Raw genomic sequence first — 18,788 nt, forward strand, 5'->3', positions numbered from 1 at the left:
TCAGGCTGTTACACAAGCCTGCTAACGTAGCGCGGCCACGCGAAACGCAGCCGGCGGGCCGGATAATGGAGGAAGGGCATGAAACGGGTGGTGTTCACCAACAAGGGCGGGGTCGGCAAGACCAGCATCGCCTGCAACCTTGCGGCGATCAGCGCCGCCGAAGGCTATCGCACCCTGCTGGTCGACCTCGACGCCCAGGCCAACGCCACCCAGTACCTGACCGGCTGCGGCCCGGATGACACGCCCAGCGGCATCGCCGACTTCTTTCGCCAGACCCTGTTTCCCGGCAGCGGCAAGGCCCAGGCCAACGTCCACCCTACCCCCTTCGACAATTTCTTTCTGATCGCCGGCTCGCCGGAACTTGCCGAGCTGCAGCCCAAGCTGGAAGCCAAGTTCAAGATCCGCAAGCTGGCCAAGCTGCTCGACCGGCTGGCCGCCGACTACGACCGCATCTACCTCGACACCCCGCCCGGTTTCGGCTTCTACAGCCTGTCCGCGCTGCTGGCGGCCGACCGCTGCCTGGTGCCGTTCGACTGCGACAGCTTCTCGCTGACGGCGATCGATCGCCTGCTCGCCGAACTGGAGGACATCGCCGACGACCACGACGGCGCGGCGAAGATCGAGGGCGTGGTGGTCAACCAGTTCCCGGCGCGGGGCGCGCTGCCGGAGGCATTGATCGCCGAGCTCGAGCAACGCGGGATTCCGGTGTTCGACGAGCGCCTGATGAGCTCGGTGAAGATGAAGGAATCCCATCATGCCTGTCGCCCGCTGATCCACCTGGACCCCAATCACAAGCTCACCCGGCAATTCGTCGCGCTGTTCCACGCCCTCGAAGACTGAACGAGGGCGCCGGTCCGATTCGTATCGCGCCAAAGGAGATCGCATGTCGTACCGCCTCAAACCCCGCCAGCCCGCGAGCCAGGAGGTGCAGCGCGTCGCCCTGCAGCGCCTGGCCAAGACCCGCGAAGCGCTGTCCCTGCCTGAATCCCGACACGCCGAAGCCGTGCACCAGGCGCGCAAGCGCTTCAAGGAGCTGCGCGCCCTGCTGCGGCTGGTCCGCGACCCGCTGGGCAAGCGCTTCGCCCCGCAGAACCGGCGCCTGCGCGATGCCGGCCGGGCGCTTGCCGACCTGCGTGACGTCATCGCCCTGGTGGAAGGCTGGGACGCGCTCGCCGCCAGCGATCCGGAACGCTTCGGCACGCCCGGGCTGAAGGCCGTTCGCGACCGCCTCGCCGCGCGCCAGCCAGCCGATGACGAGGCCGGCGGCAGCGGCGAGGCCATTGAGCGGGTCCTGGCGGAGGTGGCCGAAGCCGGGCGCGAGGTGGCGGCCTGGGCCCTGCGGCGCGATGGCTTCGGGCTCTACGCCGCCGGCGTCGAGCGCAGCTACCGCCAGGGCCGCAAGGCGCTCGCCGTCGTGCGGCGCGACCCGAGCGACGAGCACCTTCACGAGTGGCGCAAGCGGGTGAAGGACCAGTGGTACCAGACGCGCCTGCTGCAGGCTGCCTGGCCGCGGCTGTTCAAGGCACGCATCGGGATGCTCGAACAGCTGTCCGACTGGCTGGGGGACGATCATGACCTGGCCATGCTCCAGGCGCTGATGCGCGACGAGCCGGAGCTGTTCGGCGACGAGGATACCCGCGGCGGACTCGCCCCCCTGATCGCCGAACGGCGGCAGCACCTGCAAGGTCGGGCGTTGCGCCTCGGCCGGCGGCTCTACGCGGAATCGCCCGGCGCCCTGCGCGAGCGCTGGCAACGCTACTGGAAGCTGGCCCGCACGGCCTGACCGCCGGGCCGGCCCGCGCGGCTACTCGCCGATCGCCTGCGGCAGCTGCACCTCGACCACCACCCGGTCGTCCTCGTTGTGGAACAGCAGGCGCCCGCCGAAGCTCTCGCTCAGCGCCTTGACGATCGGCAGGCCGAGGCCCCAGCCCTTGGTCTCGCTGCGGGTGGAGATGAAATAGGGCGTGGCGAGGTTGGTCAGGACCTCGTCGGGCAGCTGGCCGACGTTGCTCACCCGCACGCTGACGGTGTCGCCCAGCGAGCGCTGGGTGACTTCGATCGGCTGGCCCGGTGCGCCGTGCTTTGCGGCGTTGCCCACCAGGTTGTCGAGAATCCGCAGGAAGCTGGAGCGGTCCCAGAACACCTGGCGGTCCTGGTCCTCGGCATCGAGGTGGATGGGGTTGGCGACCTGGTAGCGCAGGTTCTCCAGCCCCTCGTCGATGAGCCGGCGTAGCGACAGCGACTCACCGTGCAGACGGATGCCGCCGCCGAGGTTCATGTGCGAGATGTCGAGCACGTTGCTGATCATCTCGTTGATGCGGTGCAGGTTGTCCTCCAGCACCTTGAACAGTTCCTCTGTGCGTCGCGCCGGATTCTTGCGCATCAGACTGGCGACCATCATCGCCGACGACAGCGGCGAGCGCAGGTCGTGGTTCAGCGAGCGCATGAAGCGCTCGAGCATGATCTTCTCGGTACGCAGGCTCTCGCTTTCGGCCAGCGCCTCGTTGCGCTGCTGCTCGATGCTCTGCATGCGGTTGGTGGCGTTCAGCAGCAGGGCGATGGTAGCCAGCACTTCGTCCGGGTTGATCGGGTGCGTGAGATAGGCCTGCGCGCCCTGGTTCAGCCCGGCGGCCTTGTCCTTGCCGGACATGAAGGTCGCCGAGATGTTGATCACCGCCGGCAGGCGCTCCTCGCCGAGCCGGTTCTTCATCGCCTGGACCAGTTCGAAGCCGCTCATGTCCGGCAGGTTGATGTCGACGATGACCAGGTCGATGGTGCCGTCGATCAGGTCCAGCCCCGCCGCGCCGTTGCCGGCCTCGAGGATGTCATAGGAGGTGTCGGTTTCGAGGATCTTGCGCAACACGTAGCGATTGGCCGCGGTGTCGTCGATGATCACGATGCGTCGTCTAGCGTTCATGCGCATGCCTCCGTGACAGATTATCCATGCTGCGCAACAACGCCTCGTCGTAGTCCGGCTGCGGCTTGCTCAGGATCGCGTGGCACAGCGGTGCCAGCCGTGCACGTTCGGCTTCGCTCAGGGTCTTGGACGTGTTGACGATCACCCGCCGGCGCATCCCCTCGTCCATGCTGGCGAGCAGGTCCTCGCCGGAGATGTCCGGCAGGTCCAGGTCGAGCAGGATGATGTCCGGCCGCACGCCCTGCAGCTTGTCGATGCTGGAGCGGGAGTCTTCCGCCTCGATGATGACCGGATCGTAGGGTTCGAGCAGGCGGCTGACGACGTAGCGGTCGGCCTCGTTGTCGTCGATCACCAGCACGGTGGTGCCGCTGAGCGACAGCTCCACCTCGCCCTGCTCGTAGCTGATCGGCAAGGTCAGGTAGAAGCGGCTGCCCTGGCCCAGCGTGCTGGTCAGCGACAGCCTCCCGCGCAGCAGGGTGGCCAGCTTGCGCGCCAGCGGCAGGCCCAGCCCGGTCCCCTCGATGTGGGTCAGGCCCGGCGAGCGGATGCGGCAGAACTCCTCGAACACCCGCGCCTGGTCCTGCTCGGCGATGCCCACCCCGGAATCCTCGACGACGAACTCCAGGTGGTCGGCGTCCGGCTGGAACACGCGCACCTCGACATGCCCCTTTGGCGTGTACTTGAAGGCATTGCTGATGAGGTTGCGCAGGATCTGGAACAGCCGGTTGCCGTCGGTGTTCAGGGTGACGTCCTGCACCGGCGGATGCACCCGGCAGGTCACCTGCGGATAGCGCGGTGCCAGACTGGCGCTGAACTGCTGCAGCTGCTGCATGAAGCCGCCAAGATTGAACCTTGCAGGCATGACGTCCATGCGCCCGGACTGGGCCTCGGCCAGGTCGAGCAGTTCGTTGACCAGCTGCGACAGTTCCGTGGCCGCGTCGCTGATGAAGCGGACCTGCTTGAGCTGCTCGGAATTGAGCGCACCATCGACCCCGCTGAGCAGCATCTTGGAGATGTTCTCGATGATGTTGATCGGCGTGCGGAATTCATGGGTCATGTTGGAGAAGAAGCGGCTTTTCGACTCGCTCGCTTCCTGGAGCTCCTGCGCGGTCTTCTCCAGCTCCGAATAGAGGGCCACCACGCCCTTGTTGGTGTTCTCCAGTTCGAGGTTGGTCGCCTCCAGCTCCTGCTGCTTGGCCAGCAGTTCGGCGGTGGTGATGACCAGCTCCTCGCCCTGGACCTGGATTTCCTCGAAGGGGTCGACCGCGCCTTCGCGGCGCAGCTCGTCCTGGAAGGCCTGGATGCTGGCGCGACTCGGCAGTGGGCGCGAGGGTAGCACCCGCTTGCGCGCGCGGATCAGCGTCCCCTGGGGCGAGCTTTCGATCTCGAACTCGTCCATCAGCCGCTGGGCGCCACGCAGCCCGATGCCCATGCCGGTGCTGGAGACGTAGCTGCCGTCGAGGATGCGGTCCAGATTGGCGATGCCCGGCCCCTTGTCGCGCGCCTCGAAACCGAGCGCGCTGAGCAGGCCGCGGCCGTCGCTCAGCAGATAGAAATGGAAGACGCCCTGCCCCGCGTACTGATAGATATTGCGCGCCAGCTCCGACACCGAGGTGGCCACCCGGATCTGCTCGAGCGGGCTCATGCCCAGCCAGCTCGCCGCCCGCTTGGCGCATTGCCGGCAGGCCACCACATCGACCTCCTCGCGAATGCTCACGGTGGTCAGCAACTGTCGCTCACTCACTTTTCACCACCACCACCGTGGCATCGTCGTTGCCACGCCTGAATTCGCGATGGATCAACCCGGCGATGATCGTCGGGTGCCTGGCCAGGATTCCTGGGTACTTGTCCAGCGACCACTTGCTGCCGATGCCGTCGGAAGCCATCACCAGCACGGTCGCCGAGTCCCAAGGATAGTTGAAGGTCTGGATGCGACCGACCTTGTAGCCCACCGTACCGTTGGCCGAGACCATGCTCCGCGAACGGTCGGCCAGCAGCGTGCCGGCGATATTGCCGACGCCGCAGAACAGCACCTGCCCCCGGTCGGCCTGGATCTCGGCGAAGGCCATTGCGCCGCCGCGGGTGCTCGACAGCACCCGGTGGGTGCGCTGCATCAGTTCCGGCAGTGGCACCGCCGGGTCGTGATCGAGAAACAGCTCGTACGCCCGGCTGCTGGCCGCGTGCGCGGCGTGCCCGTGGCCGAGGCCGTCGCAGACCATCACCCGCGAGCCCTTGACTGCCCAGCCGTCGCCGCAGACCTCCTCGGCCGGGTGCGGCGTGGAAACCGCGCCCGAGATCAGCGGCTCGGGCACCTGCGCTCCCAGCGCCAGACGGGCACGTACCAGCGTCCCGCCGCCCGGCTGCGAGTAGATGTCGAAGCCGTCGGACATGCGCCGGATCGCGCCCAGGCCGGCGCCCATGGTGCCGGCCGTCGAATAGTTGTCGGCCAGGCAGCGGGCGACGTCCGTCATGCCCGGGCCCCGATCGACGGCGAGCAGTTCGATTCCCTGCTCGTCGGCACTGAACAGCAGCGTGCCCTGCCCCGCGTGGTTGACGAGGTTGCGCGCCAGTTCCTGGACCACCACGGTCAGCCGCCCGAACCACTGCTCGTCGCCAGCGAGCGCGGACGCGGCGCGCACCACCGCGCGCCGCGCCGCATCCACGTGGATCGGCTCGCTGATCTCGATGCTCTGCCGGCAGGGACTCGCCTTCAGCGCCATTTCCACAACTCCACCACGGTACCGTTCCCCGGCTCGCTGCGAATGACGAAATCGTCGACCAGGCGCCGGGCGCCACTGAGCCCGAGACCGAGCCCGTTGCCGGAGGTGTAGCCGTCGACCATCGCCTTGTCGAGGTCCTCGATGCCGGGCCCCTGGTCACTGATGATCAGGCACACTGCCGTGCGCCCGTCGCGCATCTGCTGCTCGATGCGGCACTCTCCCCCACCTCCGTAGATCAACGCATTACGGGCGATCTCACTCGCCGCCGTGACGATCTTCGTCTGTGAAACGAGGCCCAGGCGTGCCTGTTCGGCAGCCTTGCGGACCTGCTGTCTGACGACGACGATGTCAGTTTCCTGCTTCAGCGGAAATGTCTGTGTCGTCGTCACTCTCGGGCTCCAGGCTCATGTCTCGGTCGACGGTGCGTTCCAGCCAGCGCATACCCTTTTCGACATTGAGTGCGGTGGCGATGCCCTCCAGGGAGAGCCCCAATTCGACCAGGGTGATGGCAACGGCCGGCTGCATGCCGACGACGATGACCTTGGCATCGAGAATGCGCGATACGTTGGCGATGTGGGCGAGCATGCGCCCGATGAAGGAGTCGACGATCTCCAGCGACGAAATGTCGATCAGGACGCCCTTGGCCTTGTGCCGGACGATCTGTTCGGTCAGATCCTCCTGCAGGTCGATGGCCAGCTGGTCGTGCATGTCGACCTGGATGCTCAGCAACAGGTATTGGCCCATCTTCAGGATGGGAATGCGATCCACCATGGCAGGCCCCTCAACGAATCGTATTGGTGTTCGCCACCAGCCGGACGTCCAGCTCCCTGAGCGCCAGGCGGAAGGCATCGGCCAGCGACGACTTGGTGACCACGTCACCGAGCTCCACGCCCAGGTGAACGATGGTGGCCGCGATCTGCGGACGGATGCCGCTGATGATGCACTTGGCGCCCATCAGCTTGGCGGCGGTCACCGTCTTGAGCAGGTGCTGGGCGACCATGGTGTCGACCGTCGGCACGCCGGTGATGTCGATGATGGCGATGTCCGACTCGGTCTCGACGATCTTCTGCAGCAGCGCCTCCATGACGATCTGGGTGCGGTTGCTGTCCAGCGAACCGATCAGCGGGATCGCCAGGACGCCGCGCCACAGCTCGACCACCGGGGTGGACAGCTCCAGCATGCTTTCCTGCTGCTCGCGGATCACCGTCTCGCGGCCGGTCATGTAGGACTCCATGCTGTACAGGCCGAGCTTGTCGATCAGCTGGGTGGTGGTCCAGATGTGCTCCAGCGGGTTCTCCGCATGCTTCTGCAGCAGGGTGAACAGCGGCTCCTTGAGCGAGAACACGAAGGTCGCGGTTTCCGACGGCGAGAAACCCTGCCGGCTCTGCACCTGCGACAGGCGATCGAGCAGCATCTTCACGGGCTTCCATTGCGGCGCCTCGAGCGAGTCGCTGCCTTGTGCCAGGGCGGCGGCGAAACCGCGCAGCAGCTCCTGGGAGTTGGCCTGTACCGTCTGCTCGTCGATCAGGTCCGCACGGATACCCGCCGCGCGCTGCGCGGCCACCCAATTGGCGAGAACCTCAGGTTCGTGCTGTTGCAGCAAGCTGGCAAGAATCGGTGAAGACATCGAAGTGTTCCTCGGACAGGTATCGAAGGCGGCTATCCCGCCGCCCGTAAGGCATTGAGTCGAAGCGATAACGACATGATCGCTGCGCCCGGCGGGCACCGGCGCATGCGGCCGCTGAATCTATCATCCTGCGCGTTCGGCGGTATCCCCCGCGCGCGGTTTCTTGTGTTTCACACATCTGCGTGCGCGATTTACTTACAGAGCGGCCGAGTGACGGGCGCCCCCTCTCGCTCGCCTATGACCCGAAACCAACGCCGGTGTTCACCCCTGGTGTACGATCGGACGATGCCGCCGGAACGCCGCCGGCGGCGAGTTGTCGATCATCCATCGCGAAACAGGACGCGTCCGGTCGCGCCGAGCCCATGCGACGCCGGATGCCGCTGCCAGGAAGCCCACGATGTCAAGCGCCCGCCTTCCGTCCATCGACCGCCTGCTGCGCAGCCCGGCCTGCGATCCGCTGGCCCGCCGCTACGGCCGCAACGCCCTGCTCGATACCCTGCGCGACCTGCTCGACGAGCTGCGCGAACCGGCCCGGCACGGCCGCCTCGACGCCATCGAACTGTCCGAAGCGGTGCTCGCCGGACGCGCCGGCGAACGTCTGGCTGCCCGCCATGGCAGCCGCGTGCGGCGCGTGTTCAACCTCACCGGCACCGTGCTGCACACCAACCTCGGCCGCGCCCTGCTGCCGGAGCCGGCGATCGAGGCGATCACCCAGGCCGCGCGCCATCCGCTGAACCTCGAATTCGACCTGGCCACCGGCAAGCGCGGCGACCGCGACGACCTCATCGCCGGGCTCGTGTGCGAACTCACCGGTGCCGAAGCGGTAACGGTGGTGAACAACAACGCCGCGGCCGTGCTGCTCGCACTGAACAGTCTGGGCGCGCGCCGGGAAGGCGTGATTTCGCGTGGCGAGCTGATCGAGATCGGCGGTGCTTTCCGCATTCCCGACATCATGGCCCGCGCCGGCGTGAAGCTGGTCGAGGTGGGCACCACCAATCGCACCCACGCGAAGGACTACCAGGCCGCCATCGGCCCGCGTACCGGCCTGCTGATGCGCGTGCACACCAGCAACTACAGCGTGCAGGGCTTCACCGCCAGTGTCGCCACCGCGGACCTGGCGAAGCTCGCCCACGCGCACGGTCTGCCGCTGCTGGAAGACCTCGGCAGCGGCACCCTGGTCGACCTGACCCGCTGGGGCCTGCCGGCCGAGCCGACGGTGCAGCAGGCGCTGCGCGACGGTGCCGATCTGGTGACCTTCAGCGGCGACAAGCTGCTTGGCGGCCCGCAGTGCGGGATCATCGTCGGCAAGCGCGAGCTGATCGAGCGGATCAAGAAGAATCCGCTCAAGCGCGCCCTGCGTGTCGACAAGCTGACCCTCGCCGCGCTGGAGGCGGTGCTCGGCCTCTACCGCGACCCCGACCGGCTGGGCGAGCGGCTGACCACGCTGCGCCTGCTCGCCCGTCCGCAGGACGACATCCGCCGGCAGGCCGAACGCCTGGCTCCGGCGCTGGCGGCGCGCCTTGGCGAGCGCTGGCAGGCGACCGCCGGCGAGGCGCTGGGGATGATCGGCAGCGGCGCGCAGCCGGTCGCACGGCTGGCCAGCGCGGCACTCTGCCTGCGCCCGCTGCAACCCAAACGGCTGCGCGGTCGCGCCCTGCGGCATCTCGAGGAGGCGCTGCGGACGCTGCCGATCCCGGTGATCGGCCGCATCGACGACGACGCCCTGTGGCTGGACCTGCGCCAGCTCGACGACGAAGCGGCGTTCCTCGCCCAGCTCGAGCAACTGGAGGTCGCCGCACCGTGATCGTCGGCACCGCCGGGCACATCGACCACGGCAAGACCGCCCTGCTCCGCGCCCTGACCGGCGCCGAGGGCGACCAGCGCCGCGAGGAGCGCGAACGCGGCATCACCATCGACCTCGGCTACCGCTACGCCGACCTCGGCGATGGCGCGCTCACCGGCTTCATCGACGTCCCCGGCCACGAGCGCTTCGTGCACAACATGCTCGCCGGGGCCTCGGGCATCGACCTGCTGTTGCTGGTGGTCGCCGCCGACGACGGGGTGATGCCGCAGACCCGCGAGCACCTGGCCATCGCCGAACTGCTCGGTATCCACCGTGCGCTGGTGGCGATCAGCAAGACCGACCGGGTCGAGGCCGCACGCGTGGCCGCGGTCGCCGAGGAGATACGCGCGCTGCTGGCCCCCGGCCCCTTCGCCGATGCGCCGCTGTACCCGTTGTCGAGCGCCAGCGGCGACGGCGTCGAAACCCTGCGCGATGCGCTGCGTGCCGAGGCCGCCGAAGCCTCGGCACGCAGCGCGCAGGGCGGCTTCCGCCTGCCGGTGGATCGGGCCTTCAGCGTGGCCGGCAGTGGCGTGGTGGTCACCGGCACCGCCTTCGCCGGGCGGGTCGCGGTGGGCGACGAACTGATGCTCAGCCCCTCCGGCCGGCGCGTGCGCGTCCGTGGGCTGCACGCACAGAATCGCGAAGCCGCCGACGCGCACGCCGGCCAGCGGGTCGCGCTGAACATCGCCGGCGAGCGGCTCTCGGTGGACAGCATCCGCCGCGGCGAATGGCTGCTGCACCCCGACCTGCACGCCCCCACCACCCGGATCGACATCGAACTCAACCTGCTGCCCTCCGAGCCCCGCGCGCTGCGGCACTGGACGCCGGTGCACCTGCACCTCGGCGCGCAGGACGTCACCGGCCGCGTCGCCCTGCTCGAAGGCGAAACGCTGAAACCCGGCGCCCGCGCGCTGGCGCAGGTGTTGCTGAATGCGCCGACCCACGCCGTGCACGGCGACGCCCTGGTGCTGCGCGACCAGTCGGCGCAGCGCACCCTCGGCGGCGGCCGGGTGCTCGACCCCTTCGCCCCGGCCCGCAACCGCCGCGGAGAACAGCGCCTGGCGCAGCTCCAGGCCCTGCGTGCGGGCACGCTGGAAGAGGCCCTGCCGGTGCTGCTGGAAAGCGCGCACAACGGCCTGGAGCCGGCGCGGCTGGAACGGCAGTTCAACCGTCCGCGCGAACACTGGCAGCTGCCGCAGCGCACGCGGGAGATCGTCACCCGCCAGGGCGTCCGGCTGTTCGACGCACGCCTGTGGCAACAACTGCACGAACGCCTGGTGGCCGCGCTCGAACGCTTCCACGGCGAACAGCCGGACGAACTCGGCCCGGACCGCGACCGCCTGCGCCGCTACGCCCTGCCCGAACTCGAGCGCCCGGTGTTCATCGCCCTGCTCGACCAGGCGCTGGCTGACGGCCACATCCAGGCCAGCGGCCCCTGGCTGCACCGGCCCGATCACCGGGTGCAACTGGCCGAGGAAGAGGAAGCGCTCAAGGAACGGCTCTGGCCATTGCTGCTCGAAGGCCGCTACGATCCGCCCTGGGTACGCGACCTGGCGCGTGCGCTGGACCGCGAGGAGGCCGAGGTACGCCACCTGCTACGCAAGCTGGCGCGCCTGGGGCTGTTGCAGCAGGTGGTCCGCGACCTGTTCTATCCGGAGCAGACCTTGCGCGAACTGGCGCACTGCGCCGAGGAACTGGCGGGCCAGGACGGCGTCGTCCTTCCCGCTGCGTTTCGCGATCGCATCGGCATCGGACGCAAGCGCAGCATCCAGCTGCTCGAGCACTTCGACCGCATCGGCCTCACTCGCCGCACCGGCGAAGGCCGGCGCCTGCGCCCGGACAGCGCCCTGCTCGCCCCCCAGCCGGACGGTTGACGTTTACATGCGGCAATTGCGTGCCAAGGTGCGCCGTGCGCACCTGAAGCGGTCTCGACGAACGTGCCTGCACGTCGCCTTCCTTCCCTGTCAGAGACGTGCCCTCCTGACGACAAGGCAGAGGCGCGGCGGCTCGGAAGGGCTCGCTCCGGCCGTAATGCAGTTCACTTAGCTGAGGACGACCCGGAAATCTTTGGCTGTCGCGGGGCTCAGGTCGGCAACTCCGCTGTTGTGGGAGGCCCGACCTCGGGGCGAGCTTGCCTAAGTGAACAGCGTTACGCCCCGGCCGGGCCCTCTCACAACGGCTCGCCCCCGTTCCCCTCGGAACGCTGCCTGGCTAAGATGTAGGCACATCGTATATACAAAAGCTGTATGTTCCGTAGAGGCGCCGTCATGGCCAAAGAAGCGGTTTTCAACCTCAAACTGGAGCCTGAACTCCGTGCCGAGTTCATGGCCGCAGCGGAGGCCGTCCACCGGCCTGCTTCCCAAGTCATGCGCCAACTCATGCGCGACTTCATTCGACAACAGCAACAAGCCAGGGACTACGACGACTTCCTGCACCGCAAGGTCGAAGTCGCACGCGCCTCCGTCGATGCGGGGCGTGGTCGCTCCAATGAAGAGATCGAGGCGGCCTTCGCGGCGCGGCGCGCCCGAATATTGGGCCACGAATGAGGGTTGTCTGGACGCCCGAAGCTGAGCAGGACCGTTTGGATATATGGGATTTCATTGCCCTCGACAATGCCCATGCCGCCGCGCGTATGGATGACTCTTTGCCAGCGTTGCGAGCAAGCTGGCCGACCTCCCTGCCATGGGCAAGCCCGGGAAGATTCCAGGCACCCGCGAGCTGATCCCACACGAAAACTACCGGCTTGTGTACCAGATCGACGAAGGCACCGTATGGGTGCTCGCGCTGGTTCATACAGCCAGGATGTGGCCACCGTTACGCGACTGAATTTCCGAGGCCTCCGACCTATTTCCAGCAGTTCGTTGTCCAACGCTTCGCTTGTTTCTGCAGTCCTTGTGAGCCCAATAAGGAAGGCAATCGCACCCGGTGGTGCGGCCGGGCTTCAAACCCGGTTGGGGACGGCAGCCGTTCCCGGGTGAGTTCGACTCTCACTGCCTTCCGCCACCTTCCTCTCTGGCACGCCCGCGGGTTCATGCGCCGCCTGCCGCGCCAAGCGTGACCGACCGCACAGGCGTGTCACCGCCCATCCCGGCGTGCAGGCGTGAACTGCGAACGCCGTCTAGTCTTCAAGATGCGTTCGTCTGCACCGGGAACCCTCAAGCCGGGCGGCAGTCGACCATCAGCGTGATAGCCGAATACATAAGAAAGGAGATACCCATGTCAGTGCGCGTATCCCGGCGCAATTTCCTCAAGTTGGGGGCAGCCGGCCTGGGCGCGTCGAGCATGGCCATGATGGGGTTCGCCCCTGACCAGGCCCTTGCATCCGTCCGCCATTTCAAGCTGTCCGGCGCCACCATGACCCGCAACGTCTGTACCTATTGCTCGGTCGGCTGCGGCATGTTGCTCTACGCCCGTGGCGATGGCGGGGCGAACGTGATCGACAACATCTACCACGTCGAGGGCGATCCGGATCATCCGGTCAGCCGCGGCTCGCTCTGCCCTCGCGGCGCCGGGGTGCTGGATTTCATCCACAGCCCGTCGCGGGTCAAGTACCCGGAGGTGCGCGAGCCGAACACCAACGAGTGGAAGCGCATCAGCTGGGACGAAGCCTTCGATCGCATCGCCCGTCACATGAAGGACGACCGCGACCGCAACTTCCAGACGCACGACGACCAGGGCCGGCTGGTCAACCGCTGGATGACCACCTCGATGGTCGCCGCTTCGGCCTGTACCAACGAGACGGCGTATCTCACGCAGAAGATCACCCGGGCACTGGGCATTCTCACGCTGGATAACCAGGCACGCGTCTGACACGGACCGACGGTGGCAGGTCTTGCCCCTTCATTCGGTCGCGGTGCCATGACCAACCACTGGGTCGACATCCGCAACGCCAACGTCATCCTCTCGATGGGTGGCAATTCCGCCGAGGCGCATCCGGTCGGTTTCCGCTGGGTGATCCATGCCAAGGAACGCAGCAAGGCGATTCTTATTTCGGTGGACCCGCGCTACAACCGCACCACCGCGGTGTCGGACATCCATGCCTGGCTGCGCACCGGGACGGACATCGTCTGGCTTGGCGGGTTGATCAGCTACCTGATCGAGAACGAGCTGTACAACCGCGACTACGTGCTCGCCTACACCGACGCGCCGCTGATCGTGCGTGAGGGCTTCGACTTCGAGGACGGGCTGTTCAGCGGCTACAACCCGGACAACCGGACCTACGACCGCAGCACCTGGAACTTCGAGCTCGACGAGAACGGCTTCGCCCGCACCGACCCGACGCTGCAGCACCCGCGCTGCGTGTTCCAACTGCTGCGCCAGCATTACAGCCGCTACACGGTGGAGCAGGTCGAGAACATCACCGGCATGCCGCGCAAGAAGGTCCTGCAGATCTGGGACGTGATCGCCCAGACGGCGGCGCCGGACAAGACCATGACCATCCTCTACGCGCTCGGCTGGACGCAGCACACGGTCGGCTCGCAGATGATCCGCGCCGGCGCCATGGTGCAATTGCTGCTGGGCAACATGGGCATGCCCGGCGGCGGGGTGAACGCCCTGCGCGGCCACTCCAACATCCAGGGGCTCACGGACATCGGCCTGCTGTCCAACCTGCTGCCGGGCTACATGAACCTGCCGTCGGCCAACCTGCAGACCTACCAGGACTACATGCGCACTCGCATCAAGCAGCCGTTGCTGGAGGGCGAGGTGTCGTACTGGAAGTTCTACGAGCGCTTCTTCGTCAGCATGATGAAGGAGTGGTACGGCGACGTGGCCACCGCCGAGAACGACTGGTGCTACGACTGGCTGCCGAAGCTGTCGGCACCGCTCTACGACATCCTCTACGCGATCAACCAGATGGTCCGTGGCGAGATGACCGGCGCCTTCTGCCAGGGCTTCAACATCCTCGCCGCCTTCCCTAACAAGGCGAAGGTCACCGAGGGCCTGTCCAAGCTCAAGTGGCTGGTGGTGATGGACCCGCTGAAGGTGGAGACCGGCGAGTTCTGGCAGAACCACGGCGAGTTCCATCCGGTCGATCCCTCGCAGATCGCCACCGAGGTGTTCCGCCTGCCGACCACCTGCTTCGCCGAGGACGACGGCTCGATCACCAACAGCTCGCGCTGGCTGCAATGGCACCACAAGGCCGCGCCGCCACCCGGCGAGTCAAGGACCGACACGGAGATCCTGGCGCAGGTGATGCTGCGCATCAAACGGCTGTACGAGGAAGAAGGCGGGGCCTTCCCCGAGCCGATACTCAACCTGGCCTGGAACTACACCAACCCGGCCTACCCGTCTTCCGAAGAGCTGGCCAAGGAGTACAACGGCCGCGCATTGGTCGACCTCACCGATCCGCAGGGCAACGTCATCCGCCGTGCCGGCGAGCAGCTGGACGATTTCAGCCAGTTGCGCGAGGACGGCACCACCGCCTGCGGATGCTGGATCTACTCGGGTGCCTTCACCGAAAAAGGCAACATGATGGATCGGCGCGACAACTCCGACCCCTACGACGTCGGGATGACGCTGGGCTGGGCCTGGGCCTGGCCGATGAACCGGCGGCTGCTGTACAACCGCGCCTCGGCCAGGCCGGACGGCACGCCCTGGTCGCAGGACAAGGCGTTCATCTGGTGGAACGGCTCGCGCTGGGTCGGTGCCGACGTGCCGGACTTCGCGGTGACCTCGCCGCCGTCCGAGGGCGTGGGGCCGTTCATCCTCACCCAGACCGGCCGCGGGCAGCTGTTCGCCAGCGAATGGCTCAACGAGGGGCCCTTCCCCGAGCACTACGAGCCGATGGAGTCGCCGATCGACCGCAACCCGCTGAGCCCGGATAACCCGTTGGCGTTCCACAACCCGATCGCCCGCGTGTTCGACGAGGACAAGGACGATTTCGGCAGCAACAAGGAGTTTCCGTACGCGGCGACCACCTACCGGCTGACCGAGCACTTCCACTTCTGGACCACCCACGCGCGGCTCAACGCCATCGCCCAGCCGGAGAAGTTCATCGAGATCAGCGAGCAGCTGGCCGGGGAACTGGGCATCGCCGTGGGCGAGCGGGTGCGGGTGCGCTCCAAGCGCGGCTACATGGACGCGGTGGCGGTGGTCACCAAGCGCATGGTGCCGTTGGAAATCGACGGGCGCACGGTCCACCAGATCGGGATTCCGCTGCACTGGGGCTTCAAGGGCGTGGCACGCAAGGCGCACCTGACCAACACGCTGACGCCCTTCGTCGGCGACGGCAATACGCAGACGCCTGAATTCAAGTCGTTCCTCGTGAACCTCGAGAAGCTCTAGGAGAAGCCCATGCGTGGAGACCAGATCAACCTGCAGGACATCGTCGCCCGCTCGGCCAGCCCTACGCCGTCGCCGCACGTGCGCTCGGGCAACATCCAGCAGGTGGCCAAGCTCATCGACGTGTCGGTGTGCATCGGCTGCAAGGCCTGCCAGGTCGCCTGTTCCGAATGGAACGACCTGCGCGACGAGGTGGGCCACTGCCACGGCGTGTACGACAACCCCATCGACCTGTCCGCCGAATCCTTCGAGGTGATGCGCTTCTCCGAGTACGTCAACGAGGAAGGCGACCTCGAGTGGCTGATCCGCAAGGACAACTGCATGCACTGCGCCGAGCCGGGCTGCCTCAAGGCCTGCCCGGCGCCGGGGGCGATCGTGCAGTACGCCAACGGCATCGTCGACTTCAACTCCGAGCACTGTATCGGCTGCGGCTACTGCCGCGCCGGCTGTCCGTTCGACATCCCGCGCTACAGCGAGAAGGACAACAAGGCCTACAAGTGCACGCTCTGCTCCGACCGCGTGTACCACGGCCTGGAGCCGGCCTGCGTGAAGAGCTGCCCGACCTCGGCGATCATGTTCGGTACCAAGGAGGCCATGCTCGACTACGGCGCCAAGCGCGTCGCCAGCCTGCAGGAGCGCGGCTACGAGAACGCCGGCATCTACGACCCGGCCGGCGTCGGCGGTACCCACGTGGTGTACGTGCTGCAGCATGCGGACAAGCCGGAGATCTACAGCGGCCTGCCGAAGGATCCGCAGATCAGCCCGGTGGTCGAGGCCTGGAAGGGCATCACCAAGCCGCTCATGTCGGCGGTGCTCGGCCTCTCGGTGCTCACCGGCTTCTTCCACTACATGATCAAGGGTCCCAAGGAAGAGCCCGAAGACGATCCCGATCCGGAAAAGGCCGCGGCCGACCGGGAGCTCGACCGCCGCGAGGGAGACCGACCATGAGCCACTCCAACGTCAAGCACGGCATCCTGCGCTACGGCTGGTGGACACGCACCAACCACTGGCTGATCGCCATCAGCTTCGTGCTGCTCGCGCTCAGCGGCCTGGCGCTGTTCTACCCGACTTTCTACAGCCTGACCGGGCTGTTCGGCGGGCCCGAGGAAACGCGCATCTTCCACCCCTATCTCGGGGTGTTCATGACGCTGTTCTTCCTCATCCAGGCGGTGCGCTTCTTCGGCGACAACCTGATCCGCCGGCACGACGTGCAATGGATGAAGCAGATGCCCGACCTGCTCGCCAACCGCGACGAGCGCCTGCCGCCGGTGGGCAAGAACAACGCCGGGCAGAAGCTGGTCTACTGGCTGTTCCTCGCCACGGTACCGGTGCTGCTGGTCAGCGGCGTGATCATCTGGCGGCCCTGGTTCGCCGACGGCGTGCCGCTCTGGCTGCACCGCACGGCGGCGATGGTGCACGCCTACGCCGCGTTCATCGCCATCATCACGCTGGTGATCCACGTCTACTCGGCGATCTGGGTCAAGGGCTCGATCCGCGCGATGACCCAGGGCCGCGTCAGTCATGCCTGGGCCCGTCACCACCACGGGCTCTGGTACGACGAGATCATGCGCGGCAAGGAGCGCGGCGACGATACCGCCCTGCCCTCCACCGGCAAGCACATAGAAACAGGAAAGGATCGATGAAGGGACCTGCCGTCAACCACGCCTTCGGAAGCGCCCCCAGCGGCATCATGGAGCCGCCCCGGGTGGTCCTGCCCGACCACCAGCTGTTCGCCCGGCGCGCCGCGCGCCTGCGCACGCTATCGGAGAACACGCCGGGGCTGGGCGAATTCCTCGCCTTCATCGCCTCGGTGGTGCAGGCGCAGCAACAGGTGCTGGAAACCCGCGAACCGGCCTGGGTGCCGGCCGCGGGTGCATTCGACGCCGCGCTGGAGCACGGCATGCCGCCGCTCGGCGCGCAGGCGCTGCGGCGCGACATCGACTGGCAGCAGGACCTGGCCGCGCTGCTCGATGCGCTCGAACTGCAGGCCGGGGAACGCCAGCGCCCGCTGCTGGCCAGCGTACGGGGATTGTCGGTGCAGGCGCTGGACGACCTCGCCGAGCAGGTGCTCGACGCCGACCCCGGCGACTCGGGCAGCCGGGGCCAGATGCCGCTGGTGGCCGCCGCGCTGCAGGTGGCCTGGGTTCGCCTGACCCGCGCCCTGCCCCGCCCGCCGGAGCGGCCGACGGGGGACGTCTACGCGCTGTGCCCCTGCTGCGGCTCGCAGCCGGTGGCCAGCATCGTCCACGTGGCGCCCGAACGTAACGGCGTGCGCTACCTGCACTGCGCCATCTGCGCTACCGAATGGCATCTGGAACGGGTAACCTGCACGATCTGTCACAAGGGCGGGCAGCTGCACTACCTCGGGCTGGAGGACGGCGACCAGTCGGCCTTCGTCGCCCGCGCCGAGGCCTGCGACCATTGCCACGGCTACCTGAAGATCGTGCCGCGCGAATTCGACGCCGAGGCCGATCCGCTCGCCGACGACCTGGCCAGCCTGGCGCTGGACCTGATGCTGGACGAAGCCGGGCAGTACACCCGCAGCGGCTACAACCCGTTCCTCATCGCCGGCGCCTGACGCCCGCAAAGGCGCCGGCAGTCGGCTGCCGAGGCAGACCGGCCGTCACGGCAATAAAATGCTGCGGTGGCTACAGGCCACCGCCTCCGCCTGTATGATGCCCGGGCGGCCCGCAAACCCCCGCCAGTGGATTCTTCGCCAATTCCATGCAGGCGCCAGCTACGAGGCACATCACATGAACGATCTATCCTTGGCCGGTACCCAGATCGAGCACTTCCACATCTGCGCCTTCTTCGACAGTCGCGAGCAGGAGTACGACGTGCTGGTGCCCTTCTTCAAGGAGGCCATCGAGCAGGGCGAAAAGAACGTCCACATCATCAACCCGGCCAGCGTCGACGAGCATCGCCAGCGGCTGATCGAGGCCGGCATCGACGCGCACGGCTGCGAGGCCTGCGGCCAGCTGGACGTGCAGACCTGGCACGGCGCCTACCTGGGCGACGACGGCACCTTCGACAAGGACCGCATGATCTCCACCCTGCAGCAGGTCTGCCGCGCCGCCACCGAGGCGGGCTATCCGCGGGTGCGCCTGATGGGCAACATGGACTGGATCTTCGGCGACGTGCCCGGCATCGACAGCCTGCTCGCCTACGAGGCGGAAGTGAACGAGATCCTCGCCGACATGCGCCAGCCCGCCATCTGCGTCTACGACGTGGCCAAGCTCTCCGGCTCGATGATGATGGACTTGCTGCGCACCCACCCGCTGACGCTGATCAACGGCGTGGTTCAGGAAAACCCCTTCTACACGCCGGCATCGGAAATGATCGCCGAACTCGAACGGCGCAAGGCCCAGGCGGCGGAACGGCCCGTCCATGTCTGATCCG

At 67.3% G+C, this 18,788-nt stretch carries 17 protein-coding genes and 1 tRNA gene; 12 read left to right on the forward strand and 6 right to left on the reverse strand.

Annotated elements, in window-relative coordinates; genetic code table 11:
• The first annotated feature begins 78 nt into the window (after nt 1–78).
• Nucleotides 79–840: a ParA family protein gene (locus H610_RS0113060; protein ID WP_028240090.1), complete on the forward strand. Its 762-nt coding sequence runs from the start codon at nt 79–81 to the stop codon at nt 838–840.
• Nucleotides 841–883: 43 nt separating this feature from the next.
• A complete protein-coding gene (locus H610_RS0113065; protein WP_028240091.1) occupies nt 884–1,783 on the forward strand; it encodes a CHAD domain-containing protein in 900 nt (299 codons plus the stop codon).
• A 21-nt stretch (nt 1,784–1,804) separates the two neighbouring features.
• Here H610_RS0113065 and H610_RS0113070 read toward each other — a convergent pair whose 3' ends face one another.
• Genes H610_RS0113070 through H610_RS0113095 form a run of 6 tightly spaced genes read right to left on the reverse strand, consistent with a single transcriptional unit; the run spans nt 1,805 to nt 7,264 of the window.
• Entirely contained in the window at nt 1,805–2,917 is a 1,113-nt protein-coding gene (locus H610_RS0113070; protein WP_028240092.1) for a hybrid sensor histidine kinase/response regulator, read from the reverse strand.
• Nucleotides 2,907–4,661 carry an ATP-binding protein gene (locus H610_RS0113075; protein WP_028240093.1) on the reverse strand — a complete coding sequence of 585 codons (1,755 nt, stop codon included), beginning with the start codon at nt 4,659–4,661 and terminating at the stop codon, nt 2,907–2,909. Before H610_RS0113075 ends, H610_RS0113070 begins: the two co-directional genes overlap by 11 nt.
• Entirely contained in the window at nt 4,654–5,637 is a 984-nt protein-coding gene (locus H610_RS0113080) for an ATP-binding protein (RefSeq protein ID WP_043238514.1), read from the reverse strand. Before H610_RS0113080 ends, H610_RS0113075 begins: the two co-directional genes overlap by 8 nt.
• Nucleotides 5,628–6,026: an anti-sigma regulatory factor gene (locus H610_RS0113085; protein ID WP_028240095.1), complete on the reverse strand. Its 399-nt coding sequence runs from the start codon at nt 6,024–6,026 to the stop codon at nt 5,628–5,630. Before H610_RS0113085 ends, H610_RS0113080 begins: the two co-directional genes overlap by 10 nt.
• On the reverse strand, nt 5,986–6,408 hold the full coding sequence (locus H610_RS0113090) for an STAS domain-containing protein (protein WP_028240096.1): 423 nt from the start codon (nt 6,406–6,408) through the stop codon (nt 5,986–5,988). The genes H610_RS0113085 and H610_RS0113090 overlap by 41 nt, the downstream gene beginning before the upstream one ends.
• A gap of 10 nt (nt 6,409–6,418) precedes the next feature.
• On the reverse strand, nt 6,419–7,264 hold the full coding sequence (locus H610_RS0113095) for an STAS domain-containing protein (RefSeq protein WP_028240097.1): 846 nt from the start codon (nt 7,262–7,264) through the stop codon (nt 6,419–6,421).
• A gap of 397 nt (nt 7,265–7,661) precedes the next feature.
• Here H610_RS0113095 and selA point away from each other — a divergent pair, with 397 nt between their 5' ends.
• The 10 genes from selA (at nt 7,662) to H610_RS0113145 (ending at nt 18,784) form a co-directional block, all read left to right on the forward strand.
• Nucleotides 7,662–9,068: an L-seryl-tRNA(Sec) selenium transferase gene (gene selA, locus H610_RS0113100; RefSeq protein ID WP_028240098.1), complete on the forward strand. Its 1,407-nt coding sequence runs from the start codon at nt 7,662–7,664 to the stop codon at nt 9,066–9,068.
• On the forward strand, nt 9,065–10,981 hold the full coding sequence (gene selB / locus H610_RS0113105; protein WP_028240099.1) for a selenocysteine-specific translation elongation factor: 1,917 nt from the start codon (nt 9,065–9,067) through the stop codon (nt 10,979–10,981). The genes selA and selB overlap by 4 nt, the downstream gene beginning before the upstream one ends.
• Before the next feature lie 393 nt (nt 10,982–11,374).
• Nucleotides 11,375–11,653, forward strand: coding sequence for a hypothetical protein (locus H610_RS0113110; protein WP_028240100.1), 279 nt, complete (start codon nt 11,375–11,377; stop codon nt 11,651–11,653).
• Between the two features lie 136 nt (nt 11,654–11,789).
• Nucleotides 11,790–11,933, forward strand: a complete 144-nt coding sequence (locus tag H610_RS26190) for a type II toxin-antitoxin system RelE/ParE family toxin (protein ID WP_456243273.1) — start codon at nt 11,790–11,792, stop codon at nt 11,931–11,933.
• Nucleotides 11,934–12,014: 81 nt separating this feature from the next.
• A tRNA-Sec gene (locus tag H610_RS0113115) sits at nt 12,015–12,110 on the forward strand.
• A 213-nt stretch (nt 12,111–12,323) separates the two neighbouring features.
• Complete coding sequence (gene fdnG / locus H610_RS0113125) at nt 12,324–15,392, forward strand: formate dehydrogenase-N subunit alpha (RefSeq protein WP_152529098.1); 3,069 nt, start codon at nt 12,324–12,326, stop codon at nt 15,390–15,392.
• A 9-nt stretch (nt 15,393–15,401) separates the two neighbouring features.
• Nucleotides 15,402–16,337 carry a formate dehydrogenase subunit beta gene (gene fdxH / locus H610_RS0113130; protein WP_028240103.1) on the forward strand — a complete coding sequence of 312 codons (936 nt, stop codon included), beginning with the start codon at nt 15,402–15,404 and terminating at the stop codon, nt 16,335–16,337.
• Nucleotides 16,334–17,032 carry a formate dehydrogenase subunit gamma gene (locus tag H610_RS0113135; protein ID WP_028240104.1) on the forward strand — a complete coding sequence of 233 codons (699 nt, stop codon included), beginning with the start codon at nt 16,334–16,336 and terminating at the stop codon, nt 17,030–17,032. Before fdxH ends, H610_RS0113135 begins: the two co-directional genes overlap by 4 nt.
• Nucleotides 17,029–17,967, forward strand: coding sequence for a formate dehydrogenase accessory protein FdhE (gene fdhE / locus H610_RS0113140; RefSeq protein WP_028240105.1), 939 nt, complete (start codon nt 17,029–17,031; stop codon nt 17,965–17,967). The genes H610_RS0113135 and fdhE overlap by 4 nt, the downstream gene beginning before the upstream one ends.
• A 175-nt stretch (nt 17,968–18,142) precedes the next feature.
• Nucleotides 18,143–18,784: an MEDS domain-containing protein gene (locus H610_RS0113145; protein ID WP_028240106.1), complete on the forward strand. Its 642-nt coding sequence runs from the start codon at nt 18,143–18,145 to the stop codon at nt 18,782–18,784.
• Nucleotides 18,785–18,788: the final 4 nt, after the last annotated feature.

The sequence above is a fragment of the Stutzerimonas azotifigens DSM 17556 genome (genome assembly GCF_000425625.1).
GTDB lineage: Bacteria > Pseudomonadota > Gammaproteobacteria > Pseudomonadales > Pseudomonadaceae > Stutzerimonas > Stutzerimonas azotifigens.